Source organism: Nostoc sp., from assembly GCF_036917635.1.
GTDB lineage: Bacteria > Cyanobacteriota > Cyanobacteriia > Cyanobacteriales > Nostocaceae > Nostoc.
The window spans coordinates 1-16,305 of record NZ_JBALCW010000098.1; the positions used below are offsets into that span (position 1 = coordinate 1).

The window sequence follows — 16,305 nt, forward strand, 5'->3', positions numbered from 1 at the left end:
CTAATGACTAATGACTAATGACTAATGACTAATGACTAATGACTAATGACTAATGACTAATGACTAATGACTAATGACTAATGACTAATGACTAATGACTAACGCTCTTTTATTACTCTCGTCAGATTAAATTTGAAACCCTATTTTGGCGTGAGTCCGCGCAGGCGGACTTTGCTTTGTGTAGCCGCGATTTATCAATCGCTTGGATTATTCTCTGTCCAGAGTCATAAAAGAGCGCTAACTCACTACAAACTTTAATTTATTTACGCCGAGCTACTTACCACTTCAATCAAATTACTCATATTTTCTTCATAACTAAGTAGCTAGACAAGATAAAACCAAACTATGTAACGAAAAGTAAAATATCTGTATTTGGCTCGTAGTTGCGCTGTCTTGCGCTAAAGCGCAACTACGAGCCAGTGATGATTATTTGCGCCTACTTACTTATCTGGAATTTTGATTGATGGCGGTTTTAATATGAATGGAATATGCTACTTTAGCCGCTACTAAGGTGTATCACACACAACCAAGAAGCTACATAAGTCATGGAAAAAACCGAAAAACAGAAAATGCTCGCAGGAGAATTATATCTAGCGGATGATCCAGAATTGGCTGCCGAAAATAAGCGAGCTAGTCGTCTGTTGCGAAGTTATAATTCTACAACCGAAGAACAGCAAGAGCAACGGCAGCAAATTTTGCAAGAATTATTTGGAAAAATCGGTGACAAAGCATCAATTGTGCCACCGTTTCACTGTGATTATGGCAGTAATATTTTCGCTGGCGACAGATTCTATATGAACTATGGCTGTGTAATTTTAGACTGCAATACAGTTCATATTGGTGAAAATGTGTTGTGCGCTCCTTATGTGCAAATTTATACTGCTTATCACCCAACAGAGCCAGAAATTCGTCTTTCTGGGAGAGAATTAGCTGCCCCAATTAACATTGGTAACAATGTCTGGATTGGTGGCAGTGCAATTATTTGTCCAGGTGTAACTATTGGTGATAATACAACCATTGGTGCTGGCAGTGTAGTAGTCAAAGATATACCTGAGAATGTTGTCGCTGCTGGCAATCCCTGCCGCGTCATTCGGTATTTATCCTAGAATTTAAAATTTATATCCTCTAGCAACCCAATAGAGCCAGTCTGCGATCGCTTCTTGAGTTTCACTGTCAGTATCAATGGCTGTTATTTCAGATAACTTTGCAGAATATACATCATCATCCTTACCATTAATGTAAGCCACTTCTACAAGCATATCTTTTAAGCACTCATCATCTGGGGCCATTCCCAGCACTTCCACTTGTTTCTCCTCGCTAGAACCTGATTTGCGTCCCTTCTTAATCCATTTAGCCATAAAGGGAAAATTCAGAGTCTCTTCGAGGTGATAGTACCAACCCATTGCCCGGTCTTCTTTATCTTCAGCATCTACAATGATCTCTGTTTTAATGCGATGCTCTCGGTTTTCGTCGGCTTCAACACTAGGCATAAGATAACGCTTTACGTATAATGCACTTTGATAATACTACCAAAGTCAAGATTTAAGAATAATTTTTCTAAAATATATAAGTATAAAAAACTTACGCATAAGAGATACCCCAACATCCTTAAATAGGCGGCTTTTAGGGTTATTTCCTTTTTAGGGGGGATCTAGGTTTCCGTTTTCAGTGCGTAAGTCCCGGTATCTCTAAGTTATACAAAAAACCGCTTGTCATTGACAAACGGTTTTCTAGTTATGCTCTCAAAGGGTAACTCATAAGCTGTCGTGCATTTAATTTGCACAGCTAGGGCGGGCAAGATGCCCACCCCACAAGAGATTTATTTTTTGGAGGATGCAAATTAAAATATTTTCAGCTTATCAGGTTCGCTTGATTGCTTATTAAACCCGAAGAACCCCAAAGAGCCAAAGCTAATGCTTTGTCTCCCCTCCTCGCAAGCGGGGAGGGGTTTGGGGTGGGGTTCTTTGATTATGCGTAATTTGGCGGACATGATATTTATTATTTGTTGCGCCAAGATGCCAAGTTCTTTCTTAGCATCTTGGCGCAAAATTTTCCAGAGATTAAACAAGTCTCAAATCAGGATAATTTGCCAATACATCATCAGATGTCAGGGTATCATTTTCAGCTTGCGGAGTCCAAAGAACTTCAATTGCCAGAAGTTTCTCACTGGGGATACTACCAATTTGGCGCAAAGCTTGACGCAAATCATCAGCACTGTTAATGGCTGTGGGGATTTCAAACTTACCTAGTGTCGCCGCTAGCAAGGTGACGATAATGTATTCTCCAGGACCTTCGGTAAATAGGCGGGTGGGGTTGTCGAGTTCACCAGCCGCAGGTAAAGCATCTTTGGCAAGGGCTGCTTTTAGCTGGTTGTTGACGTTAGAAATAGTTTCTTCGCTAAACTTGCTGCGTTCTGCCAGTGACAGCCGATTAAACTGACTTTCGGCTGAATTTAAACTGGCTTGTTGAGTGCCACCACCTGCATATACAAAGTATTCGGGATGGCGGAGTAAAGCTAGGCTGGCTTCTTGTAGAACTTCTGCCCTCCCCTGTGGGGTATTAGTATCAGCAGTTTCAGCAATGTGGTTGAGTTCATTTTGCAATTCACGGGCTTGAGCTAACAAACCTACTTGCAAACGAGTCACAGAAACTGGGGAGTTACTGCTGTAATCTGCTTCACCAGTTTCAGCGCCAGAGACGCGGCGGAAAGTTTGCAATAAGAAATTAGCGATCGCAAAGAAGATTAAGATGCCAAATAGACCACCAAATCCTCCCCCAATACCCCAGAAAGGAAGTAGGAAGGGAAAGCCAAAACCACCACCAAAACCACCACCAGGATAGTATCCGCCCCCGCCAGGAGGTGAGTATGTGCGCGGTGTATAGGTGCGGCTAGAAGGTACTCTAAAGGAGCCACCACCGATTCGACCCCCACTGCGGGCCGCTAATGCTCCATCGGCGTGGCTAAGAACCAAAGTTAACACCAGCCCTAGCGCTAAGAAGCTTTTTAACAGTGGTTTGATGGTTTGTTGTAGTTTTTTACGCATAATACTATCGCTTGGAAAACTGAATTATTTATGATTTCTCCCTATGCTGGTAGGAGTGTTTCAATCTATCGCTAACGCCAGCCCGTAAAAGCTTGCTTTGTAGCATTCACGTAGCATACACGAGTCAAGGCTACATATCCAATTTACCGCGTCTTCTGTTGGGTAGGCAGCGATCGCAGGGGGGATTTCTCGACTGGGGAACCGTACCTTAAGATATGTTCACAATTACATAAATTTGCGATTGGGTTATTGTTGCTACGTTTTTGACTACCACTTTCAGGCTACAGTTTGGAATTATACAGATGTTTTTAATTTTTAATTCCGCTATTCTCAATTCAGAAGCAAAGCCAAAGATGTTTCCGTTGCTTTGGTCAGCAATCAAGACCCTCGTTCCTCTCTACGAGACACTGCGCTATCAGCGACGGGCAAAAATTAAATTACTCAATTCCTGTATCCAATACGACTATCCGATTTCTCCTCCCCCTGCTCCCCCTGCTCCCCCTGCTCCCCCTGCTCCCCCCGCTCCCCCTGCTCCCCCTGCTCCCCCTGCTCCCCCTGCTCCCCCTGCTCCCCCTGCTCCCCCCGCTCCCCCCGCTCCCCCTGCTTACCAAAACGATTGATTTGTGGGGGTCTTAAACCCAATTATTCATCCGCCTGTCGCACAGAATACCCAACTCAATTGTGCCGACTGACGCATGTATTCTGTTCGATAAAATCAACACAATAAAAAAACAATCTTTCTGGGTAATCTTGTAAAGTAGGCTGCAAATTGGTCTACCACATTCGTTTTAAAAGAAATAAAATAAAAATTAAGGCTTTGAAAATAATCCTAATTGTAAATAAATTAAAAATTATTTGAAGTAAAGTTATCAGCTTTATTATGGAACATATTTCTCAACTAACAGCCGAAATCAGAGACAAAGCTGCATACCCAGATATCTTAGTCATATCCCGGATTTTCTTGCCGAAAGAAGCTGTAATTGGGGAATATATCTATAATCGCTGTCTCCAAGATCCAGAACGAGTAATTGTGCTGGCGGCTAGTTGCTCAGGAGACAAAATATTTGATCGAGGTCAACAGTTTCCCGTATATCGCTGGTTTTATCCTAGATACTGGCGTAGTGGCTTTGTGGGAAGTATCCTCAAGCCTTGGGTGAATATCGTCTGCTCATTTGTCTTAGCAATCAGACTTTATTTTCGCTATCACTACCGTTATATAGAGTGGGGCCACGGCTATGATTTCCCTTCGCTGTTGCTATTGAGTTATTTCTTACCGATTCGATTTTTTATCTATCTGCACGGTAACGATCTTCATTGTACTTTACATAATCCACTGCTACGATCGCTATTTAAATTAACACTTCATAGAGCCGAAGGTATTGTTTGTAACAGTTCTTATACAAGAGACTACCTCAGAACTGCTTTCCGATTAGATACTCCTATCCACGTTATTAACCCAGTCATCAGACCAGAAAAATTTGGTAATAATGTAGAGAGTCCCAGTAGCCTTGATGATTTACGTGTTCGCGTGCGTCAGGCGTACAACATTCCCGATTCATCAATAGTTATTCTCTCGGTAGGAAGGCTAGTAAAACATAAAGGTTTCGACCGAGTAATTGATAACATCCCACTATTGTTAACTTTTGGGGTGGATGTCCATTATATAATCTGCGGTCAAGGGTCAAGTGAATCGGAACTGAAATCTCTGGCGCATCGTTTGCGGGTAGATAAGCGCGTCCACTTTGCCGGATATGTGCCTGAGCGGGAATTAGCAGGTTATTATGCTGCTTGCGACATATTTGCCATGCTGACTTTATTAGATATTAAAGCTAATAATATGGAAGGTTTTGGTATGGTTTATTTAGAAGCAAGTTACTTCGGTAAGCCTGTAATTGCTCCTCGCTTAGGCGGTGTTCTAGATACAGTTCAGGATGAAGAAAATGGGATACTGGTTAATCCCAATTCTGGTTATGAAGTATTTCAAGCTTTCAATCGCTTGTGCAAAGACCAGCAACTGCGCGAACAACTCGGACGTAAAGGTAAAGAATTAGCCAAGCGTAAAACTACTTATAAATGTTTATATAAAGCTGATCACAGGTGAGCAAATATTTGATCCTTCCATGCTGATTGATGGTATGGAAGCGCGAAGTATCAAAAGTGGATATGTCCTGGAACTCGACCAACCCAAAAATGATGGGTGAAGGCAGGCAGGGGAAGCAGGGTAAGAAAAAAACTTGATTTTCTTACCATAAACCAAGCATTCTTTCTTTGGTGGACTACTAGAACGTTTTATATTTAATTCCGCCTAGCTCCTAGCTACTTATTGCTGTTGTTGTTGTAGCTGGTCGTTTTGCTGTCGTTGCTGTTCTTGTCGTTGCTGTTCTTGTCGTTGCTGTTCTTGTCGTTGTAGTAGTTGGTCAGCTTGCTGTTGTTGTCGTTGGTCAGCTTGCTGTTGTTGCCGTTGCTGTTCCTGTTGTTGTAGTAGTTGGTCAGCTTGCTGTTGTTGACATTGAGTGGTTACAAACATAAACAATAATAAAATCCATATCCAGTTATTAGATAAGTCCATATTTACACTCAATTACTTAGCTTGACTTAATCCATTTAGGAGTTTATTGAACTAACCACCACCAACAATAGTTACCACTTCTAAGCGATCGCTTGGTTGCACTTTTGTATCTGCCCAAAACTGGCGGTGTAAAATTTCGCCATTATACTCTACAGCCACCAATCGGGGGTTAAAACGCAACTGTTGGAGCAAATCGGGTAAAGAAGTTTCAAATGAGCAGCTATGGGTTTCCCCATTTACCTGAATCGTAATTTCATTAGACATAAATGTGGGGACTGGGGATTAGGGAATGGGGTATTAGGTATTGGTTACTTACTTTCTTTGGACTAATGACTAATGACTCTTTTAAAATTCTGGTTTAATGCGATTGAGTTGGGAGAGCAAATATTGTGTTACTAGGGTAGGCTGCTCGGCTTGCATGAGCGATCGCACCACTGCTACACGTTCAGCTCCAGCATCGATCGCATCATTGATATTATTGGCATCTATTCCTCCAATGGCAAACCAGGGAATTGAGCAATTTTTGGCAGCATAGCTGACATATTCTAAACCTGTTGCAACCTTACCTAGTTTCGTGGGAGTTTCATAAACTGGCCCCACGCCAATGTAATCTACACCTTCAGCAATTGCTGCTTGCATTTCTTCCTTATTTGTGGTAGAAAGACCTATTAGACGCTGGGAACCGAGTAATTGCCGAGCAACAGCAATAGGCATATCTTGTTGTCCCAAATGCACCCCATCTGCATCGACAGCTAAAGCTACATCCACGCGATCGTTAACAATGAACAAAGCACCGTAGATATGGCATAATTGCCGGAGTTTTCTTGCTTGTTCCAGACGCAAAGAATCATCGGTGGTTTTGTCGCGGTATTGTAAAAGCGTTAATCCGCCTTTGAGTGCAGCTTCGACGTTGTTCAACAAAGTTTCATGTGGGGAAGTAACAAGATATAAACGCGATCGCCATAACAATTGATGGCGCTGATGACCCATTAAACTACTTTCTAGGGTATAAACCTGATAGCGCATCTGCTTACAAGCTTTAGCCATAGTTGGGTGATAAAGCTTGCCGTATTCTTCCAACACCCGCAATGCTTCTTCTATCCGGCAAAAATTAGCTTGCAATACCGATTTTATACTAGCTCGTTGTTCTTCCTGAGGATGGGTTAACTCAGTCCCAGGATCGCCTGGTGTATCTCGCGCCGCCCGCAATTCCGGGGTATGCCACTTAGCAACCTCTTGTCGCAGCCCCTTGCATTCAAGAGCCAACTGGGCATTGTTCAACCCAAACCGACACCATTCCTCGATAATTCGCAAGCCCTCACGAGCGCGATCTAAATTGGCATCTAAAATGCGGTAGACAACTTGTTGTATTTGCCCTTTTTGGCTGTATGGCTCGACCATTACAACAACCCCGTTAGTGCTTTCATCGGAATGTGAATTATCATATATCCTAGTAACCATAAGTTAATTAATTTGCTTTTTTTTACTCATTTTTTGCAGAATATACGGAAAGTAACCTAGTAGTGAGAGTTACGCCAAATCATCCCATTTTCCTATAGGCAGTGATAACGGTAGTTTGAGGCTACAGTTTTGCACTAAGGTTAGTCAAGTATTTTAGGGTAAACGACAAGCTTACAAAAAACTAGCTAGAGCGGATACACGACAAAATCCCTGACGGGGCAAATTAAATTTAAGACTGCATGGATACTATTTACAGAGCATTTATAAAGTAAATTTTAACTTTGAAATAGAGCGCTTTCTCGCCCAAAATCTCATCTGAGCCAATTATTAAAGTTCATAGTATATATCGCCTCACTGATGGTCAACAAATTTTAGAGTGAGGGTAATTTGGCGAACGCGAACAGCGTGTCCTTTAGGACAAGGTATTGTTGAACAGACACAATATCATTTATTACCCTAGTCTTAAAAATTGCCACTCGCTCAATATGTGAGTAATATTATCGACATAATACTCTTAGAGAGTATAAGAATTTATGGTTACTTCCGAGGAGTTGTGTTAAATATGATTCACCATCATGTGTTTCCTAAGTACCATAGGGTAGATATTATGCTTGCAAAGCTGAAGGTTCTGAAATCAGCAAGGCTTTTATTTTTTATTTTTTCAGTATTATCTTTTACCGTAGGCATGGGAGCGGCAAGTATGCCGTTCCTGGGTAGCGCCATCGCTCAGATGCCATCGACACCAAATTCGGCGCGTCTGATTGAGAAAACAAATTCTCAACTTAACAACGCGCTGTTTGTCAACCCAAATGGTGGAGATGACAAGGCAGGGAATGGCAGCGAATCTGCTCCTGTGAAAACTATTACCCAAGCTTTACGATTAGCTAAGGCCAACACTATAATTATGCTCTCCACTGGCACTTATAGCGCCGAGACAGGAGAAGAATTTCCCTTAATATTGAAACCGGGTATCTCAATTCAAGGCAACCCTAGCAATCAAGGTAAAGATATTGTAATTCAAGGAGGTGGTGATTATTTAAGCCGGAGCTTTGCCGGTCAAAATGTCACAATTGTTGGAGCAAACCAAACCTTGCTTACTGGGGTGACGGTGACGAACCCAAACCGGCGTGGTTACGGTTTATGGGTTGAATCAAGTAATCCGGTAATCGCAGAAAATACATTTACTGGTAGTACCCAAGATGGGATTTCTGTCTGTGGTAATGCTACACCCACGATTAGTAAGAATTATTTTGATCGCAATGGAGCCAATGGCATCACAATTGCTGGTAACTCCAGTCCGCAAGTGAAAGAAAATGTCTTTCATGAAACGGGTTTTGGCATCAATATTGCCCAAAATGCCGCTCCTGTAGTCATAGGGAATCAAATTCAGAACAATAGATCGGGAATTGTGGTGCAAGCAAATGCCCGCCCGATTTTGCGGAATAATATTATTCAAGATAATAAAGAAGATGGTTTAGTTGCGATCGCTCAAGCAATGCCAGATTTAGGTAGTGCATCCGAACCTGGGGGTAATCAATTTCAAAATAATGCTCGTTACGATATTAACGCCAGCGCTGCCAAACAAATGATTTCTGCTCCTGGTAACAACCTTGTGAGCGATCGCATCACTGGTAAGGTAGATATCAACGCTACAACAGCACTTGCAACCCAAAATTCTCAACCTGTTGCTAACAATGTGTTACGAGAAATCCCACCAACCGGGGAAATTACCTTCTCGGCTCCCGAAATCTCTGAAAGTACTAATAGGCAAACCAGCAACAGCATTTCAGCAAATAATCCTGTTACTAGAAAATTAAACAGTCAATTGCTGCGATTGTTGCCAGCCAATGTACCACTTTCTTTGCCTATATCCAATCAACAGCAAGCCACCTCTAAAGTTACCAGTTTTCCTACTCCTACCAGCTTGTCGGCTAGACAAATATCAACTAACACTTCAAGAGTTGCAACTCCTGGTCTAGCACAATTGAATTATGTGCGGATTGAGCCTAAGACGATTGAGTTTACTGCTCCTGAGTACCCATCCAATTCAGTTGCACAGCCACAAGTTCCAAGTATGACGGATCAAACACAGCAGCCGTTACCAATACAAGAAACTTCTGCCTCATCTGCTTCGGCACTTTTACCACTTCCAGATCGCAATATCCCTATTAATAATACTCGCAACATCCAAACAAGTTCTGCAAGTATTCCAGATGGCGGTAATGCAAGACAATTTGCTGTCCGTTATCGCGTAGTAGTGCCATTAGCAACTAATAAAGATCAAGATTTAGTGCGATCGCTTGCTCCTGGTGCGTTTCCCATAGTTTGGCAAGGTCAAAAAGTTATGCAAGCAGGAGTATTTAGCAGTGAATATAACGCTCAAAAAATGCTCAAAACACTCTATAACAACGGTTTAAGAGCCATTATGGAACCGTTAAATTGAGTAGCGGGGCAAAAGAGGCGGAGGATACTTTCAGTTTGTAATGGTCTACTCACGATTTAAATTTTTAGGCGACAATTATTGAGAAAGAGGACGGAGAAAGTCGCCATGTTAGCTGTAGAAGGAACATTTCAAGAGGGTGTAGTTTGCCCTGACAAGCCAATTGCTGGACGCAATGGACAAAAAGTGATGATTGTGTTCCTGCAAGAAGGAAATGAACCACCGATTGAAGATTCAGCCTAGGGTGATTTTGCTCAACTTTTAAATGACTGTCAGGTTCATACTGGCATTGGTGATTTAGCCCACCAACATGACCTTTGTTGTCATGCTGAGTGAGCAGATAACTCAGGCATTTACGAGCGATCGCCACTTTGAACAAGCAGGTTTTGTGAAGTTGCTGTAGGGGCTGTTAAGTGAGGCTGAGGGCGATCGCACAGTTAGCAAATATTTTTAGTTGAATTATATTTATGATATTTTTGGGCGCGATCGCCTTTGCTGTAAGTCAGGTTGAGCCGAAGAAAACCATCCTCTAATACTCCGACACGATTTCAAAGTACCTCAACATGACTTTCAAGTACTCCAAGACGATTTCAAAGTACCTTAACATGACTTTCAAGTACTCCAACACGACTTTCAAGTACCTCAACATGACTTTCAAGTACTCCAACACGACTTTCAAGTACCTCAACACGACTTTCAAGTACCTCAACATGACTTTCAAGTACCTCAACATGACTTCGAGGTATTTATTGCTAATATTTAAGTAGCTTTTTTGACAAATAAAATAAAAGTTTCAGTATAATTTACTAAAAATAATCAAGTCGATCTTAATTTGCTTTAATTTTTCCGAATTATTTCTCAGAGAAGTTTATGGTTGCATTGGCTAGAGTATATGCAGTAACCCTATAACTTCCTTCAGGAGCGCATTTCATGGCACGACTAAAACGCAGTTCACCGACTCTAGAAAAGGCTCTCCGTCGAATTGCAGGAATGCGATCAATTAGCCTGACGCTAGAATTTGGCAACGGATTAAATTTGACAGACTATGACAGCCACATTCAAACCTTACAAACCGAGCTATCTACCTACAACACTTCACTCTCTAGCCTGGATGAAATGGCCGGTCGCCTCTCTCTAATTGAAGAAGAATTGCGCGGCTACTCTGAAAAGATGTTAATGAGTGTGGCAACCCATTATGGCAAAGACAGTTTGCAATATATCCAGGCGGGAGGCAAGCCACGCAAGAAATTATCACGCCGTTCGAGCAACACCCAATCCTCATCCGATAGTACAGCTACAATCTTTAATGGTGCAAACAACAATGGTAAACAAACCTCTGTTGTTTTACCTTAATCATTTTAGGACTTACGCAAAATATCTCTCAAGCTCTGATTTCTCCGTGCTCTCTGTGCCTAGAAAGGTTCGTTATTCCGTAACTCATGCGTAAGTCCTACATTTAACTGCATCGTGCTGACCGATTCAGTTATCAGTCATCAAGTATCCGCATTATTAGATAACAAGTTTGTTTTGGTACAAGCCTACTTATCAGTGAACTGATTTAAATCCCCACTATCTATCCTGGCTTATGATCCAAACGGGTAGCTTGCTCTAGGGCGGCTTTTTCTTTGGCTCGGCGGAGATATGGTTGTAATTGGGTGCGATCGCAACCTGTTAAAATAATCAGGTTTTCCAAGCTGATCCCTCGCATTAACATTTCTACACGCCAGGTTTGTTGTGCTTGTGCTACAGCTGGCGTTTGTCCTTGGGGAGTTAACAGCCCATCACTCCATATTTGCCAACGCGCCTGAAGCTCTGATTCTGAGAGCGGTTTGCCTGTTTCATTCAAAAACATGGCTGTTTGAGAATCTTTACGGCTTTTCAGCCATTTGATTAAAGGATTATTGGTAAAAGAACCGTAGCGTTTGCCCAAAATCCACTGATTCACAGGTACTTGACGGACAAATCCTGGAATTGTGATTTGTAGGAAGTGTCCTTGAGTATCGTAGATTTGGTGCATTCGCTCCAAGCTAATTATTTCTGTGGCGGATAACCCAGCCCCAAATAACACATAAGCCAAGGCATAATCTCGTACTCCCCAAATTCTTGCTTGTTGCAGAATTTCGTGAACTAAACTAGCAGGCAAATCAGCTACTTCTGTGGTAATAAACCCTCTTTGTAAAGAGTTTATTGCTGATTCTGCTGAAGATGACATCGCTCCATGTAAAAACAACTCCACCAAATTTTCCAGAAAATCATCGCGATCCTCCCAAAGTTCGTGAAATTCGCTGGTGAACTCAATTACGGCATATCCCAAGATCATCCCATTCAGCAAACTGGCTAATTTTTCTGCCGGTAAATAGGTATTTAAGTGGCCTTGCTGGATTACAGTAGCTAAATACTGTGCTACATAGCGGTTTGCCTCTGTTACTCCCCTGCCTAGTGCGCGGCGATTTTCTGCCGGGAATTGGTCGGCTTCACCCACCACAGACCGGACGAACTCTGGCACTCGTTCTAATGCATGTAAGCTGTCACTTGCATAATCTTTAAGAGCTTGGTAGACATTGCCGGGAGGCGTTGCCCGCCGCACCAGCGACTCACCTAAATCCTTGAAGGCTGCGGACTCTTCCAGCACAGCCAAAAGCAGTCCATGCTTATTGCCAAAATTCCGAAATAGAGTCACTTCGTTGACTTCGGCTTTTTCAGCAATTTGGCGGGTTGTGGTAGCGCTGACTCCGTGAGCAGAAAACAACTCAAGTGCAGCTTGAATCAGGCGTTGACGAGTTGAAACAAGTTGAGATGACATAGAAAAATGCAAGTGGCACTTGCACGGATATCAGAGTTCTGCTAGCATAACAAATGTAAGTGATACTTGCTTTACTTTACTGTAACGAACTGGTGTACAGGGCGGGTAAATCCTACTGGGATTATGCCCAAGAAAAGACAAATCACTTCATCATCCATCAACAGGAATTTTTATGACCGCAAATTTTGGGGCGATCGCGCCTGAGAGAGGCAACTCACCTCGACTCAGTTGGACAAATGTAGTATTTTTTGCTACATTTCATGCTTTAGCACTTCTGTCTCCTTGGTTTTTCTCCTGGTCAGCATTAGGTTTGCTAGTGTTTCTGCACTGGTTATTCGGGAGCATTGGTATTTGTTTGGGATATCACCGACTACTGAGCCATCGGAGTTTCCAGGTTCCTAAGTGGTTAGAGTATGCGATCGCCCTCATTGGAGCGTTGGCTTTGCAAGGTGGGCCAATTTTTTGGGTAGGTGGACACCGCCAGCATCACGCCCACACAGAAGACATTAATTTAGACCCCTACTCTGCCCAAAGAGGCTTTTGGTGGAGCCATATACTATGGATTTTCTACCCGCGCCCAGAATTTTTTGACTATGACACCTATAAAAAATATGCCCCTGATCTAGCAAGACAACCCTATTATTGCTGGTTAGATCGCTACTTCTTGCTATTGCAAATACCCTTTGCGCTGCTGCTTTATGTCTTAGGAGGATGGCCTTTCGTATTCTATGGAGTGTTTCTCAGATGTGTCTTGCTTTGGCACTCAACCTGGTTTGTGAACTCAGCATCACACCTATGGGGTTATCGCACCTTTGATGCCAATGATGGCGCTCGTAATCTTTGGTGGGTATCCATCGTCACTTATGGAGAAGGATGGCACAATAACCATCATACTTATCCCCACATGGCAAAATCTGGATTGTCTTGGTGGGAGATTGATGTTACTTGGTGGAGCATCCTAGTTTTGCAGACTTTGGGTTTAGCCAAAAAAGTTGTCTCGCGTCCTCCTCAAGGTGCAACTCACGGCTAAATTGCAACTAAATTATCATGAATTTGTTAAGCCGATTGCTTCTTGCAGTCGGCTTACTAATTTTTATCAGTAGTATTTCACGATAAAATTACAACGCGGCAAATCTCAACAATACATCAAGCGTGAAAACTGACAGCATTTTTTACCGTCTTTTTAAAGAACTTCCTGGGATCTTTTTTGAATTAATTGGTAATCCACCCCAAACCGCAGAGACTTATCAATTCTCCTCAATTGAAATCAAGCAAACTGCATTCCGTATAGATGGCGTTTTTCTGCCAACACAAGGGGAAGAAAATCCGATTTACTTTGTTGAAGTCCAGTTTCAAACTGACACAGAAATTTATTCCCGCTTATTTTCAGAAGTTTATTTATATTTCCGCCAAAATAAACCTAAAAATTCTTGGCGAGGAGTAGTTATCTATCCCAATCGCAGTTTAGATACAGCAGATATCAATAATTACAGTGAATTTTTTACTAGCGGGCGCATCAGTCGTATTTATCTTAATGAATTAGGAGAAACTGCATCATTGCCAGTTGGAATTGCTACGATGAAATTAGTGGTCGATGAAGACGAGACAGCAATTATCGCTGCTAGGCAGTTAATAGACAGAACCCAGCAAGAAATCAACATTGAACCACAACGGCGCCAGTTACTAGAATTAATAGAGACAATTTTGGTTTACAAGTTTCCGGCAATGAGTCGAGAGGAGATTGAAGGTATGTTTGGGTTAAGCGATTTGAAACAAACACGAGTTTATCAAGAAGGCAAACAAGAAGGCAAGCAAGAAGGTAAGCAAGAAGGCAAACAAGAAGGAGCGCGTGAAGAAAAGTTTAGAATGGTACCTTTGTTATTGAGATTGGGATTGAGTTATGAAGAAACAGCGAAAGAGTTAGGTTTGAGTTTAGAGGAGGTTCAGCAAGAAATGCCAAAACAGCCTCCAAGTCAGGATACCTAACCTACAATTAGCACTGATCACATATTCCTGCTATTTACCATTCGCACAATTTTTAATTTTTTCTATGATTTTCCTCTCCCCCATTCTCCAAGCTAGACTCTCCCAACCCCTCAAAATTGGCTCCTTCGAGGTAAAAAGTCGAGTTCTCCAGTCGCCTCTATCTGGAGTAACTGATATGGTATTTCGCCGTCTCGTGCGTCGCTATGCCCCAGATTCGATGATGTATACCGAAATGGTAAATGCCACAGGGTTGCATTATGTCAAGCAGTTACCCAAAATTATGGAGGTAGATCCCAATGAACGCCCAATTAGCATTCAACTATTTGATTGCCGTCCAGATTTCCTAGCAGAAGCAGCAATAAAAGCAGTTGCCGAAGGTGCTGATACTGTTGATATTAATATGGGTTGTCCGGTAAATAAAATCACTAAAAATGGTGGCGGTTCTTCGTTGTTGCGACAACCAGAAGTAGCAGAGGCAATTGTGCGAGAAGTTGTAAAAGCTGTTGATGTACCTGTGACAGTAAAAACCCGTATTGGCTGGAATGACAACGAAATTACTATTCTCGACTTTGCCAAGCGGATGGAAGATGCCGGGGCGAAAATGATCACAGTCCACGGACGCACTCGCGCTCAAGGATACAATGGCAATGCCCGTTGGGAATGGATTACCCGTGTGAAAGAAGTGCTTTCTATCCCAGTGATTGGGAACGGAGATATTTTTTCAGTTGAAGCGGCGGTAAAATGTTTAGAGCAAACGGGCGCTGATGGTGTGATGTGTTCCCGTGGGACTTTGGGTTATCCCTTTTTGGTGGGAGAAATTGATCACTTCCTGAAAACTGGAGAGATATTACCGTCACCAACCCCGGTTGGGCGCTTGGAATGTGCAAGAGATCATTTACAAGCCTTATGGGAATATAAAGGCGATCGCGGTGTACGTCAAGCCCGTAAGCACATGACTTGGTATGCTAAAGGTTTCGTTGGTGCTGCCGAACTCCGAGGACAGTTAAGTTTAGTTGAAAAGGTAGATCAAGGTTTGGCAATGATTGACCAAGCAATTGAAAAATTGGCTAATGGTTATGAACTTGAAGAAGAAACACAAGGTAGTTTGATAATGCTTTAATATCTTTAACTAGCGAAAGTGGAGGCTCACAATGTTAGTTTCCAAACACAACGATGTTGTACCCGTCCCCGAAATCTGCTCATTAGAAGACTTCATGGCAAATCCTCCAGAAGGCATGGAGTGGGTAGACGAGCAACTAGTAGAAAAAACAGGGATGACATTAAAACACAGCGAAATTCAGTTTAATATTGGTTTTTATTGGAGAAGTTATATCAACTCCATTCAACAAGGTGGGAAAGTTTATACTGAAGTACCTTGTCGCACATATAAACAAGGACGCCGTCCTGATGTAGCTTATCTTACGCCTGAATTGGTAGCTCAGTTTGGTGATCTTCCCACTTTGCCACAGAGTTTCCCGTTGATTGCTGAAATAGTTTCACCCACCGATTTAGCTGAAGACTTATTTCTAAAAGCCCAGGAGTATTTGCAGTCTGGTTGTGAAGAAATTTGGCTAGTATTTCCTGACAGTCGGTTAGTTTTTGTAATGACTGATAATCAGGTTTTGGGGTTTAAAGCTGGTGATGTGGTTAATACTCAAAAAGTATTACTAGGTTTTAGTGTAGCTGTAGACGAATTTTTGACTTGAAAATCAATTAATATTTACGCAAAAATTGCCAAAAAGTTTAATTTATCGAACCGCCAGGACACCAAGAACGCAAATAATTAGTAAAGTATGTGTAAGTCTTATGAGTATCAAAATGTATAGATGTTAAATTGTTAAAAAGCAGTTGAAATCCTTAATAAGTATTTTGATTAATTGCAATTTGATTTTCAAGGTACGGTTGCGCGAATGAGCAAATCATAACACAGGGAATAGTCATAACACAAGATACAAATCGCTGAAAACGAGTCCCCATAAGGTGCGCGGATGGTTTGAAAGTA

Annotated in this window: 15 protein-coding genes; 9 read left to right on the forward strand and 6 right to left on the reverse strand. The window is 42.1% G+C overall.

The window, feature by feature from the left end; genetic code table 11:
• The first annotated feature begins 545 nt into the window (after nucleotides 1-545).
• Complete coding sequence (locus V7K32_RS23505) at nucleotides 546-1,106, forward strand: sugar O-acetyltransferase (RefSeq protein ID WP_334996473.1); 561 nt, start codon at nucleotides 546-548, stop codon at nucleotides 1,104-1,106.
• Between the two features lie 3 nt (nucleotides 1,107-1,109).
• Here the strand turns inward: V7K32_RS23505 and V7K32_RS23510 are convergent, their stop codons facing one another.
• Nucleotides 1,110-1,490, reverse strand: coding sequence for a calcium-binding protein (locus V7K32_RS23510; protein WP_334996475.1), 381 nt, complete (start codon nucleotides 1,488-1,490; stop codon nucleotides 1,110-1,112).
• 570 nt (nucleotides 1,491-2,060) lie between these two features.
• Nucleotides 2,061-3,044 (reverse strand): DUF1517 domain-containing protein, encoded by a 984-nt coding sequence (locus V7K32_RS23515; protein WP_334996477.1) that lies wholly within the window; start codon nucleotides 3,042-3,044, stop codon nucleotides 2,061-2,063.
• 880 nt (nucleotides 3,045-3,924) lie between these two features.
• Here V7K32_RS23515 and V7K32_RS23520 point away from each other — a divergent pair.
• On the forward strand, nucleotides 3,925-5,145 hold the full coding sequence (locus V7K32_RS23520; protein ID WP_334996479.1) for a glycosyltransferase family 4 protein: 1,221 nt from the start codon (nucleotides 3,925-3,927) through the stop codon (nucleotides 5,143-5,145).
• A 219-nt stretch (nucleotides 5,146-5,364) separates the two neighbouring features.
• Here the strand turns inward: V7K32_RS23520 and V7K32_RS23525 are convergent, their stop codons facing one another.
• The 3 genes from V7K32_RS23525 to V7K32_RS23535 form a co-directional block, all read right to left on the reverse strand.
• A complete protein-coding gene (locus tag V7K32_RS23525; protein WP_334996481.1) occupies nucleotides 5,365-5,613 on the reverse strand; it encodes a hypothetical protein in 249 nt (82 codons plus the stop codon).
• Nucleotides 5,614-5,664: 51 nt separating this feature from the next.
• Nucleotides 5,665-5,877 (reverse strand): sulfur carrier protein ThiS, encoded by a 213-nt coding sequence (gene thiS, locus V7K32_RS23530; protein ID WP_334996483.1) that lies wholly within the window; start codon nucleotides 5,875-5,877, stop codon nucleotides 5,665-5,667.
• Nucleotides 5,878-5,958: 81 nt separating this feature from the next.
• Nucleotides 5,959-7,014, reverse strand: a complete 1,056-nt coding sequence (locus tag V7K32_RS23535; protein ID WP_334996484.1) for a thiamine phosphate synthase — start codon at nucleotides 7,012-7,014, stop codon at nucleotides 5,959-5,961.
• 622 nt (nucleotides 7,015-7,636) lie between these two features.
• Between V7K32_RS23535 and V7K32_RS23540 the strand changes: the two genes are divergently transcribed.
• The 3 genes from V7K32_RS23540 to V7K32_RS23550 all read left to right on the forward strand — a co-directional run bounded on the left by V7K32_RS23540 (nucleotide 7,637) and on the right by V7K32_RS23550 (nucleotide 10,867).
• Nucleotides 7,637-9,517 carry a DUF1565 domain-containing protein gene (locus tag V7K32_RS23540; RefSeq protein WP_442938796.1) on the forward strand — a complete coding sequence of 627 codons (1,881 nt, stop codon included), beginning with the start codon at nucleotides 7,637-7,639 and terminating at the stop codon, nucleotides 9,515-9,517.
• Between the two features lie 105 nt (nucleotides 9,518-9,622).
• The gene (locus V7K32_RS23545; RefSeq protein WP_334996488.1) at nucleotides 9,623-9,757 is read left to right on the forward strand and encodes a hypothetical protein; all 135 of its coding nucleotides are present in this window, start codon (nucleotides 9,623-9,625) and stop codon (nucleotides 9,755-9,757) included.
• Nucleotides 9,758-10,444: 687 nt separating this feature from the next.
• Entirely contained in the window at nucleotides 10,445-10,867 is a 423-nt protein-coding gene (locus V7K32_RS23550; RefSeq protein ID WP_334996490.1) for a hypothetical protein, read from the forward strand.
• Nucleotides 10,868-11,087: 220 nt separating this feature from the next.
• On the opposite strand, the gene V7K32_RS23555 is transcribed toward V7K32_RS23550, so the two are convergent.
• Complete coding sequence (locus V7K32_RS23555) at nucleotides 11,088-12,317, reverse strand: TetR family transcriptional regulator (RefSeq protein ID WP_334996492.1); 1,230 nt, start codon at nucleotides 12,315-12,317, stop codon at nucleotides 11,088-11,090.
• Between the two features lie 172 nt (nucleotides 12,318-12,489).
• On the opposite strand from V7K32_RS23555, the gene V7K32_RS23560 reads away from it, so the two are divergent.
• The 4 genes from V7K32_RS23560 to V7K32_RS23575 all read left to right on the forward strand — a co-directional run bounded on the left by V7K32_RS23560 (nucleotide 12,490) and on the right by V7K32_RS23575 (nucleotide 16,009).
• Nucleotides 12,490-13,347 carry an acyl-CoA desaturase gene (locus V7K32_RS23560; RefSeq protein ID WP_334996494.1) on the forward strand — a complete coding sequence of 286 codons (858 nt, stop codon included), beginning with the start codon at nucleotides 12,490-12,492 and terminating at the stop codon, nucleotides 13,345-13,347.
• Between the two features lie 122 nt (nucleotides 13,348-13,469).
• Nucleotides 13,470-14,303, forward strand: coding sequence for an Rpn family recombination-promoting nuclease/putative transposase (locus V7K32_RS23565; RefSeq protein WP_334996496.1), 834 nt, complete (start codon nucleotides 13,470-13,472; stop codon nucleotides 14,301-14,303).
• Nucleotides 14,304-14,367: 64 nt separating this feature from the next.
• Complete coding sequence (gene dusB, locus V7K32_RS23570) at nucleotides 14,368-15,423, forward strand: tRNA dihydrouridine synthase DusB (RefSeq protein ID WP_334996498.1); 1,056 nt, start codon at nucleotides 14,368-14,370, stop codon at nucleotides 15,421-15,423.
• A 31-nt stretch (nucleotides 15,424-15,454) separates the two neighbouring features.
• On the forward strand, nucleotides 15,455-16,009 hold the full coding sequence (locus V7K32_RS23575; protein ID WP_334996500.1) for a Uma2 family endonuclease: 555 nt from the start codon (nucleotides 15,455-15,457) through the stop codon (nucleotides 16,007-16,009).
• The last annotated feature ends 296 nt before the right edge of the window (nucleotides 16,010-16,305 follow it).

Excerpts from the sequence above, each read along its gene's own strand:
- V7K32_RS23505 (WP_334996473.1), top strand. The coding sequence starts at position 546 with ATGGAAAAAACCGAAAAACAGAAAATGCTCGCAGGAGAATTATATCTA.
- V7K32_RS23510 (WP_334996475.1), bottom strand. The coding sequence starts at position 1,490 with ATGCCTAGTGTTGAAGCCGACGAAAACCGAGAGCATCGCATTAAAACA.
- V7K32_RS23515 (WP_334996477.1), bottom strand. The coding sequence starts at position 3,044 with ATGCGTAAAAAACTACAACAAACCATCAAACCACTGTTAAAAAGCTTC.
- V7K32_RS23520 (WP_334996479.1), top strand. The coding sequence starts at position 3,925 with ATGGAACATATTTCTCAACTAACAGCCGAAATCAGAGACAAAGCTGCA.
- V7K32_RS23525 (WP_334996481.1), bottom strand. The coding sequence starts at position 5,613 with ATGGACTTATCTAATAACTGGATATGGATTTTATTATTGTTTATGTTT.
- thiS (WP_334996483.1), bottom strand. The coding sequence starts at position 5,877 with ATGTCTAATGAAATTACGATTCAGGTAAATGGGGAAACCCATAGCTGC.
- V7K32_RS23535 (WP_334996484.1), bottom strand. The coding sequence starts at position 7,014 with ATGGTCGAGCCATACAGCCAAAAAGGGCAAATACAACAAGTTGTCTAC.
- V7K32_RS23540 (WP_442938796.1), top strand. The coding sequence starts at position 7,637 with ATGATTCACCATCATGTGTTTCCTAAGTACCATAGGGTAGATATTATG.
- V7K32_RS23545 (WP_334996488.1), top strand. The coding sequence starts at position 9,623 with ATGTTAGCTGTAGAAGGAACATTTCAAGAGGGTGTAGTTTGCCCTGAC.
- V7K32_RS23550 (WP_334996490.1), top strand. The coding sequence starts at position 10,445 with ATGGCACGACTAAAACGCAGTTCACCGACTCTAGAAAAGGCTCTCCGT.
- V7K32_RS23555 (WP_334996492.1), bottom strand. The coding sequence starts at position 12,317 with ATGTCATCTCAACTTGTTTCAACTCGTCAACGCCTGATTCAAGCTGCA.
- V7K32_RS23560 (WP_334996494.1), top strand. The coding sequence starts at position 12,490 with ATGACCGCAAATTTTGGGGCGATCGCGCCTGAGAGAGGCAACTCACCT.
- dusB (WP_334996498.1), top strand. The coding sequence starts at position 14,368 with ATGATTTTCCTCTCCCCCATTCTCCAAGCTAGACTCTCCCAACCCCTC.
- V7K32_RS23575 (WP_334996500.1), top strand. The coding sequence starts at position 15,455 with ATGTTAGTTTCCAAACACAACGATGTTGTACCCGTCCCCGAAATCTGC.